The organism is Nitratireductor sp. GCM10026969 (genome assembly GCF_042660605.1).
Lineage (GTDB): Bacteria > Pseudomonadota > Alphaproteobacteria > Rhizobiales > Rhizobiaceae > Chelativorans.
In genome coordinates, this window is the sequence record NZ_JBHSUM010000007.1 from 68,154 (window position 1) to 75,826 (window position 7,673).

Here is a 7,673-nt window from a genome sequence, read left to right on the forward strand (position 1 = left end):
GATCCTCAAGTTAGTAGGCGCGGCAGGCTACATCGGACGATCTCCGCTGCCGGCAGCGAGCAATAGGATTAAATTCTGGAACTTGACCATGGGAATTGAAACATCTGCCGGCAACCACAGGCGGCCGGGTCTCCGCTACCGGAGTGCGCTGCTATTGAGTTGCACGGTGCTCGCAGCCCTCCCGCCGACGTGCTTGCTGGCTCAAGAGGCCGAAGATTCAAGTTCCGCCACAGTTCTCGAGAGGATCACCGTCGAGAGCGACGGTGGCGATGACGACGCGAATTCAATTGTCGCAACGCAGACCTCAAGCGGCAGCAAGATGGCGACGGATATCCTGGATACGCCCGCCTCGGTGTCCGTGATCGCCGCCAAGGAGATCGAGGAGCGTGGCGCACGGAATGTCGAGCAGGTGTTGCAATATACCCCCGGCGTGACCACGGACTTCTACGGCTCGGACGACCGGTTCGACTTCTTCAAGATTCGCGGCTTTGATGCCTATACCTATCGTGACGGGCTGACTTTGGGCCGCCCCTTCGGCGGGGTGCGGGAAGAACCCTATGCCTTTGAGCGCGTCGAGGTATTGAAAGGTGCGAATTCCACCATCTTCGGCGTTTCGGATCCGGGGGGATCGGTGAACTACGTCACCAAACGGCCGAAAAGCGAACGGTTCGGCGAAGCTTACGTCACGGGCGGGTCGTATGAGCACAAGGAAGTGGGGTTTGATTTCGGGGACAATCTCACCTCGGACGACACGCTGTCCTACCGCATGACCGGCAAATTCAGAGATGCCGACGACGAATACGACCATTCGCGGAACGACGAGAAATTTTTCATGGGCGGCCTGACATGGCATCCCAGCGATGCGACCAGCCTGACCGTTGTCTTCGATTATCTGGACCGCGACGGAGTTCCCGGCAGTGGTGGGCATCCCGTCGGCTCGAATTTCGACAGAAGCCGCTTTTTCGGAGAGCCCGACTTCAACTATCGTGGCACGGACAGAGACACGGTCAGCGTCATGTTCGACCACGATTTCGGCAACGGTCTGAGCTTCAGCTCGAACGCGCGCTATAGCAACACGAAAACCGATTTCGGCTATGCCTATATTTCCGCCACGCCGATGGATGGATCGACGATGGCCAACCGGGCTTTCTTCGCCAATGAGTCCTCTAGCGAGGATTTCATCATCGATGCGCGGCTGCAATACGACGCCAGTTTCAGGAATGTGGAAAGCCGCACACTGATCGGGATCGAATACAATGACCACTCGTCCGACAACGATACGTATTGGGGGCCCGCCCCGGGTATCGACTGGACGAACCCGGTCTATACCGGCGCCCCCGCATCGCTTCCTCATATCAGCAGCACGAGAAGCGATCAGAAGACCAAGGCCATCTACGTCCAGCAGGACCTGACCTTCTCGGATAAATTGATCGCAACCGTCGGACTGCGGAATGATTGGCTGGACCTGAGTGAGACGAACAAGCTCACGGGCGTATCGAACAAGGACGATATCAGCGAGTTCACGAGCCGTGTGGGCTTGACCTACAGGGTCACCGATGAGTTTGCCGCCTATGCGAGCTATGCCGAGTCCGTCGCTCCCCCGGCTCTGGGCATTGAGCCCGAGCGCGGCGAACAGATTGAGGTCGGCGTCAAATATCAGCCCCATGCATTCCCCGCACTTTTCAGCGCCGCCGTCTACGATCTGACCAAGACGAATATCTCGGTCACGGATCCCATCACCGGCCTTCCCTCCACGATCGGCGAAGTTCGGGTCCGCGGCCTGGATCTTGAGGCAAAGGCGGAACTGACGAACAATTTCAGTCTGACGGCTGCCTATTCATATCTCGATTCCGAGATCGTCGAGAACGGAGCTTCCGGGAATGAGGGCAACCGTCCGGCTTTCGTGCCCAAGCATATGGCTTCGCTCTGGGCCAACTACAGGCTTGAAGGCAGCGGACGTCGTGGCGACATGACATTCGGGCTTGGTGCGCGCTACACGGGTTCGTATTACTTTGATGATGCGAACACGCAATCGGCCGACAGCAGTGTCGTCTTCGATGCAGCCTTCAGCTACGACATACAAGACAACACCTCGCTCGAGGTCAATGTCAGCAATCTGTTCAACGAGAAGCACGTCGCTTACGGCGGCTTCGGAGCGGATTTCTACAACCCCGGCCGCGCGATCTACGCAACGCTGCGCCGCACCTGGTGATGAACCTGCCTCACCCGCAGCCATTTCGGTGGGGCGGTCCCGGCGACTAGCGAAGCTGCTGCAAACGGCGCCACGCCGCCGGTGTTTCACCGACAATCTGCCGGAAGGCTTTTGTCAGGTGAGCCTGATCGGTGAACCCAAGCTGGGCCGCGACGCCTGCCACGGTCAGATCGCTTTTCACCAACAGTTTTTGCGCAAGCTCGATACGTCTTCCGAGTTGCCATTGCAGCGGCGTTCTGCCCGTTGTCTGCTTGAAGACATTGGCAAACCAGCTTTCGGACAAGCCAACCGTCGCGGCCATCTCGGCAACGCTCAGGCGTCTGTCGCTGCGGGCATTGAGGCATGAGATCAGCCTGTTCATCTGTGCTTGGGTAAGTCTGCCGTTGGCTTTTTTGTTGTCGTGCTGGGGAAAATCGAGGAGACCGGTTACGATGCTCCGCACAAGGCTCTCGGCATATAGAGCATGTTTCGAAGGATTTGACACTTCGTCGACCAGTAAACCGGCCAGTGTTTCAATAGCTCCAACATCTTGGATCTCCACCGGGCGGCGCAATGCGGTCAGTGCAACCGACGATCCTACTGAAGGTGACAGGAACCGTAAGAGCCGATCCTTGTGCAGATGCAGATCCAGATGGGAAAAGCGATGCATGGACGTGAAGTTGGTCCACATTGGGACACCGGCCGGCACATAGATCGCACGCGTCATCGGACGAGAATGCTGTCCGAATCCTCCTTCCCGATTGGTCATCAGGATATGGGACGAAACGTCGTTGAAGAAGATCACGATGCGCGGATCAGGGGACAGATAATACCCCCTGGCTCCGGATTGACCCTCGGCATCCCAGAAGACACTCATCAGGCCGTCAAAGCTGCGCCATTTGACCGGCGCAAGCGCCCGAATGCCTTCCGTGTAACAGGCCATTGAATGCAGATAGCTCATGTCGGAAGCCGTCCACCCTTAGTTTGAAGGACATTGGGCCTGTTCGACGGGACGGCCAATCGCCGCCGGTTCCTCCGATGGAGTTCCGATGAGTGATTTACACACATGCATGATGGCCGCCCAGTCACCTATAACATGATGACAATTATCATGTTTGTTTGTCGTAGCAAGCCACTTAAAGCCTGTTGAGATTCAGGAGTTCAGACCTGGTTTGATCTGAGCTTCGATGAAGCGCGGCTAGTTTTCGTAGATCGCGTCTCCGCACACGATGTCGGCATAGTTACCCTGCCAAAACCCGATCATCGATTTCAGGGCTGCAATGCACGCTAGGCGCCTGAGATCTCCCAGTTCGAAGGCCGAAGCGTAACCGGCTGGAAAGAGCCGGGTGCCGCGTCCGAGCACGGTCGGGTAGATCAACATGTGCACCTTGTCGACGAGGCCGTGCGGCAGCAGGCCATGGACGAGGCCGGCGCTACCATAGATGATGATGTCTCCGCCGTTCTCAGCTTTGATGTCGCGGACGGCGCCGATCACGTCGCCGGAAAGGATGGTTGTGTTTGTCCATGTCGCCTCCTCAAGCGTGTTCGAGGCGACGTATTTGCGCATGGCGTTCAGCTTGCGCGCGAAGCCCGCCGGATCGTCGATGGTGCGCCTGGTCGGCATAGCCGGCCTCGATGACGACGTCTGAAATAGTGACGCCCACATCTAGCAACGCCGTCGTTTTGTACGCCCGGTCGATCTGTTTGATCGCGCCAAGGGTCAAACCCGTTGCCCGTCGAACGCGGCGTTCCATCGAGCGCTGCGACAGGTCTATCGGCCTCTCCTCCATGACCTCTACGACGATGGGATCAAGGGTGATCAGTCCTTTTCGCGCGAGCTGCCCCAGGAAAACTCGACGTTTTCGTAGTCGGGAATCTCCCAAACCGAACCGCCGAGGCGGAATGTATTTCCAATGCGCGAAGGAAGGGTCAAGTCGCGGTCCACGAGCATCGGGACGGGCAGATCGGGCATGAACGCACCAAGCTTGAACTGAATCCCAAAGAACTCCGCATCCACGGGAATTGGCATTGCAGTCGCCCTGGTTTCCGGTCCCCGTATCGTGACGTGCGCGATTCCGGCTTGGCGCCAGATCACGATTTCCCAGTGACTTGCGGCGACCGAGATGAACGCCTTGGAGGGAACACTCCGTGTACGCCAGATCCTGTCGACGAAGGGGGAACCGCCCGCCCGCTCTTCAATATGAAACAGCTTTTCCGCTCGTTGCATCTCATCGGACCCGCAAATCCTTGGCCGTCGGAGAAATCCCTGCCTGTATAGAGAGGACGAACGATCAAGCGCCGACACGACAAATGCAGCTACGAAATAAGTTTTCCGACCGCGCCTTCATCTCCTCGGGTCTCAGTGCAAGCCCCAGTTGGCACACGGGAGCACAGGTCGCGGAATGCTCATCTGCTGCGGATACTCGCGATGCGTCACCCGCGACGCTGACAATCCGCGAGTCGGACCGCTGCAGGATCAAATGATGCTCGTCGCTGGCGGAAGGTGAAATGCCCATGCAGGTTCGTCGGCCAGCGCGGGCAGGCAATCCTTCCTCGCGAGAATTGAGCAGCGCAACGCCCGACATCGCTGCCAGGAGACCGATGCCGACAGGGAGCAATACGCGCTCGCCAAGTAAAAGAACGCCCAAGATAACGCTGACGCCTGCGCGCAGCTAGCTTTGGCTGGCAACTCCCAAAGAACCCAGCGTATGGATCAGCCGGAATTAGACAAGTAGCGCCAAGCCAGTGCAGGCCACGGACAGGATGAGCGTTGCGACTAGTCGAGGTCGGTCTGGATCCAACGCGGCGAATGGTGGACGTCTATCGTCTGTAAGCGCCCTGGTCCCAGATTTTCGAACCGGTGCGGGATGCCGGCCGGGCCAAACACAACCTGACCGGCAGTCGCGTCGAGAACTGTGTCTCCAACGAAAATGCGGGCCCGACCCTCGGTCACGACAAACACCTCGTCATAGGGATGCACGTGAAGACGTGGGCCTTCGCCAGTGCGGTCGGTGCCGTAAGCGAGCACGGTCAGCGGTGCTCCGAGCGCTTCACCCGGCAAAGAGCCACGCCAGGGACCTTCAGCACCTGGATCGAAAAGCGTTGCCTGAGCAGGCGCGCTTCCGCTTGGCTTGACCGAATTGACGTCGAAATCATTGCGCGTCATGTCATCTCTCGCGAATGGTCCATCTCTGTAATTCGCAGTTCAGTATGAAGCCGTCGGCGTATCCAGGGCCGCGACCCGAATTGCCCTGCATCGCGATTCCAATCTCTGGATATCTGGCGCGGCAAAGTGCGCTATCTGGTCGTCCCTTCCTTACGTCGGTGAAACGCTCATGCGCTGTTCAGATGGTGGATGTTGCCGTCAGGGTCCTTGAACCAGACCATCTTAAACCCGTTCGCGTCGTGGACCCCGTCCTTGTATGACACGCCCTCCATCTCATAGCGCTCGAACGTCACACCCTTGGCACCCAAGTCGGCAACGATGGCGTCGATATCTGGTCCGCAGTCCCACACCACGGCGTTGGCCTTGTTGGTGCCGGCGAATTCCGAAGGGTAGACGACGAGATACGTCGCACCCGTCTTGTAGACCAGCACGCCTTCCATGCCTTCGTCGTTGAGTTCCAGCCCTAGCATATCACTGTAGAAACGCCTCGCCCGGTCGACGTCGCTCACCGCGACAATGGCCGAGGAAGACTTGTCATTGAGCGCATTCATGGAACGTCTCCTTGATTGACATCCAAAGGACGTACGAACTACCTCGGTTCCGACACCCAGGAGGGAGGCCTCGGCAAATATGCAGAAAGTGACACAAACAAACGAGGGCTGCATCGGAGATGCCAAATGTCCGCTATTTGCCTCCCGGCCCCCGAAAGCTGACGGATAACTTACGGCCCCTAAGCAGAGGCCGAAAGATCGGCTCGGCCAATTGAGATCATCTATCACAAGCCGGGGAGATCGCACGGCATCAGGACAGGTGCCTCCGCAATCGGCGCGGCTGGCAGCGCGGAATCGCCCATTTCGAACGTAATTGCCTCCATCGGAAGTCCGAGGCGGTCTGAGGCGTGCTGAACCTGCACGATCGAGGTACCCATGCCCATGTCTTGCGCCGAACAGGAGATCGCCGCGCGCCCGTCGCGGCTTAGTCGGAGACGGACGCTGGCGCCCGGCATCCGGGCGTAGGGAAAACTCCCGGTGGCGCACCCCATGCCGACACAACATTCGCCATCGCGGTGCGTCCCGGGTGTTGACTGCCGATGCTCCCAGCCAAAGCGTTCGGCTCCGGCGCGATAGGCCTCGGCCAGCGCCCGCTGGGAAAACGGCGTGCCGGAAAGCGGATGCTTTTCAGGCTCGTTGCGCAGGCGAAGCTCGATCGGGTCGATGCCCATTTCATGGGCGAGTTCGTCGACGGCGCTTTCGAGCGCAAAGGTACCGACCGCCTCGCCTGGCGCGCGCATAAAGGTATTTGGCACGATATCAAGATCGAGATGGTGCTGGACGATCTCGTAGCTCTTGGAGCGATAAAGTGCCCGCGAGCCGAGCGTGTATTGTTCCGGGCAGGCCCCATAGGGCGGCATGATGGAATAGCCGGTGTGGACGATTGCGGCAAACCTGCCGTCGGAACCGGCTGCGAATGCGACGCGCTGCTCAGTCGGGCTACGCCCCCCGATGATGCGGTAGACACCTTCCCGGCTGAGAACGAGGCGGACGGGCCGACCGGCGAGCTTGGCCGCGGCGATGGCTACGATCTGGTGATCCCACAGTCCCTTGCCGCCGAAACCGCCGCCGACATATGGCGAGAGCAACCGAACCTGCTCCCGCTTCAGCCCGAAGAGCTTGGCAAGCGCGTTGGCGCTCGGCGCGATCATCTGGGAGGCATCATGGATGGTGAGCGTGTCTCCCTCCCAGGCGAGGGTTACGGCGTGCAGTTCGATGGCGTTGTGGTTGTGGCCGGGCGTGCGATAGACATTGTCGACGCGATAGACGGCACGGGTCAGTTCGTTTTCCGCGTCCCCCACCGAGACGCGGTTCCTTTCTATGAGAATGGATGCCGGCACACGCGCGGTGGCTTTGGCGCCGTCGAAATCGGTCTTTGCCGGCGCGGCTTCATAGTCGATCCGGATTAGAGAGGCGGCGTGATCTGCCTGCTCCTGCCTCTCTGCCAGCACCAGCGCCACGACCTGCCCGTTGTAGCGGATTTCTGGGTCCTGCATGATCGGCAGGGCGCTCGATCCAATAGCGGAAAGATCGGAGACGCTGATGAGTGGGACCGTGCCGAGACGGGGCATGTTACGGTGGGTCACCACCAGGACCACTCCCGGTGCCGCCTCGGCCGCGCTCGTATCGAGACGCGCGATGCGTCCGCGCGTGATCGGGCTGTGCACAAGCGCGGCGTAGCACACGCCTTCCATCGCCACCTCGGCGGCAAAGCGGGCCTGCCCGCGCACCTTCACGGGGCCGTCGAGGCGCGAGGCCTGCCGCC

The 7,673-nt window shown here is 59.5% G+C and carries 7 protein-coding genes; 1 reads left to right on the forward strand and 6 read right to left on the reverse strand.

Annotation, left to right across the window (positions count from 1 at the left end):
- Nucleotides 1–88: 88 nt before the first annotated feature.
- Nucleotides 89–2,212, forward strand: a complete 2,124-nt coding sequence (locus ACFP9U_RS03515) for a TonB-dependent siderophore receptor (protein WP_378619061.1) — start codon at nucleotides 89–91, stop codon at nucleotides 2,210–2,212.
- A 46-nt stretch (nucleotides 2,213–2,258) separates the two neighbouring features.
- Here the strand turns inward: ACFP9U_RS03515 and ACFP9U_RS03520 are convergent, their stop codons facing one another.
- The 6 genes from ACFP9U_RS03520 to ACFP9U_RS03545 all read right to left on the reverse strand — a co-directional run.
- Nucleotides 2,259–3,152 carry a helix-turn-helix domain-containing protein gene (locus tag ACFP9U_RS03520; RefSeq protein WP_378619063.1) on the reverse strand — a complete coding sequence of 298 codons (894 nt, stop codon included), beginning with the start codon at nucleotides 3,150–3,152 and terminating at the stop codon, nucleotides 2,259–2,261.
- A gap of 237 nt (nucleotides 3,153–3,389) precedes the next feature.
- On the reverse strand, nucleotides 3,390–3,815 hold the full coding sequence (locus ACFP9U_RS03525; protein WP_378619065.1) for a dihydrofolate reductase family protein: 426 nt from the start codon (nucleotides 3,813–3,815) through the stop codon (nucleotides 3,390–3,392).
- Nucleotides 3,816–4,010: 195 nt separating this feature from the next.
- Nucleotides 4,011–4,418, reverse strand: coding sequence for a hypothetical protein (locus ACFP9U_RS03530; RefSeq protein ID WP_378619066.1), 408 nt, complete (start codon nucleotides 4,416–4,418; stop codon nucleotides 4,011–4,013).
- A 549-nt stretch (nucleotides 4,419–4,967) separates the two neighbouring features.
- Nucleotides 4,968–5,357 (reverse strand): cupin domain-containing protein, encoded by a 390-nt coding sequence (locus ACFP9U_RS03535; protein WP_378619068.1) that lies wholly within the window; start codon nucleotides 5,355–5,357, stop codon nucleotides 4,968–4,970.
- A gap of 167 nt (nucleotides 5,358–5,524) precedes the next feature.
- Nucleotides 5,525–5,908 (reverse strand): VOC family protein, encoded by a 384-nt coding sequence (locus ACFP9U_RS03540; protein ID WP_378619070.1) that lies wholly within the window; start codon nucleotides 5,906–5,908, stop codon nucleotides 5,525–5,527.
- A 224-nt stretch (nucleotides 5,909–6,132) separates the two neighbouring features.
- On the reverse strand, nucleotides 6,133–7,673 hold a 1,541-nt coding region (locus ACFP9U_RS03545), incomplete at its 5' end, for a xanthine dehydrogenase family protein molybdopterin-binding subunit (RefSeq protein WP_378619071.1).

Excerpts from the sequence above, each read along its gene's own strand:
- ACFP9U_RS03515 (WP_378619061.1), top strand. The coding sequence starts at position 89 with ATGGGAATTGAAACATCTGCCGGCAACCACAGGCGGCCGGGTCTCCGC.
- ACFP9U_RS03520 (WP_378619063.1), bottom strand. The coding sequence starts at position 3,152 with ATGAGCTATCTGCATTCAATGGCCTGTTACACGGAAGGCATTCGGGCG.
- ACFP9U_RS03525 (WP_378619065.1), bottom strand. The coding sequence starts at position 3,815 with ATGCCGACCAGGCGCACCATCGACGATCCGGCGGGCTTCGCGCGCAAG.
- ACFP9U_RS03530 (WP_378619066.1), bottom strand. The coding sequence starts at position 4,418 with ATGCAACGAGCGGAAAAGCTGTTTCATATTGAAGAGCGGGCGGGCGGT.
- ACFP9U_RS03535 (WP_378619068.1), bottom strand. The coding sequence starts at position 5,357 with ATGACGCGCAATGATTTCGACGTCAATTCGGTCAAGCCAAGCGGAAGC.
- ACFP9U_RS03540 (WP_378619070.1), bottom strand. The coding sequence starts at position 5,908 with ATGAATGCGCTCAATGACAAGTCTTCCTCGGCCATTGTCGCGGTGAGC.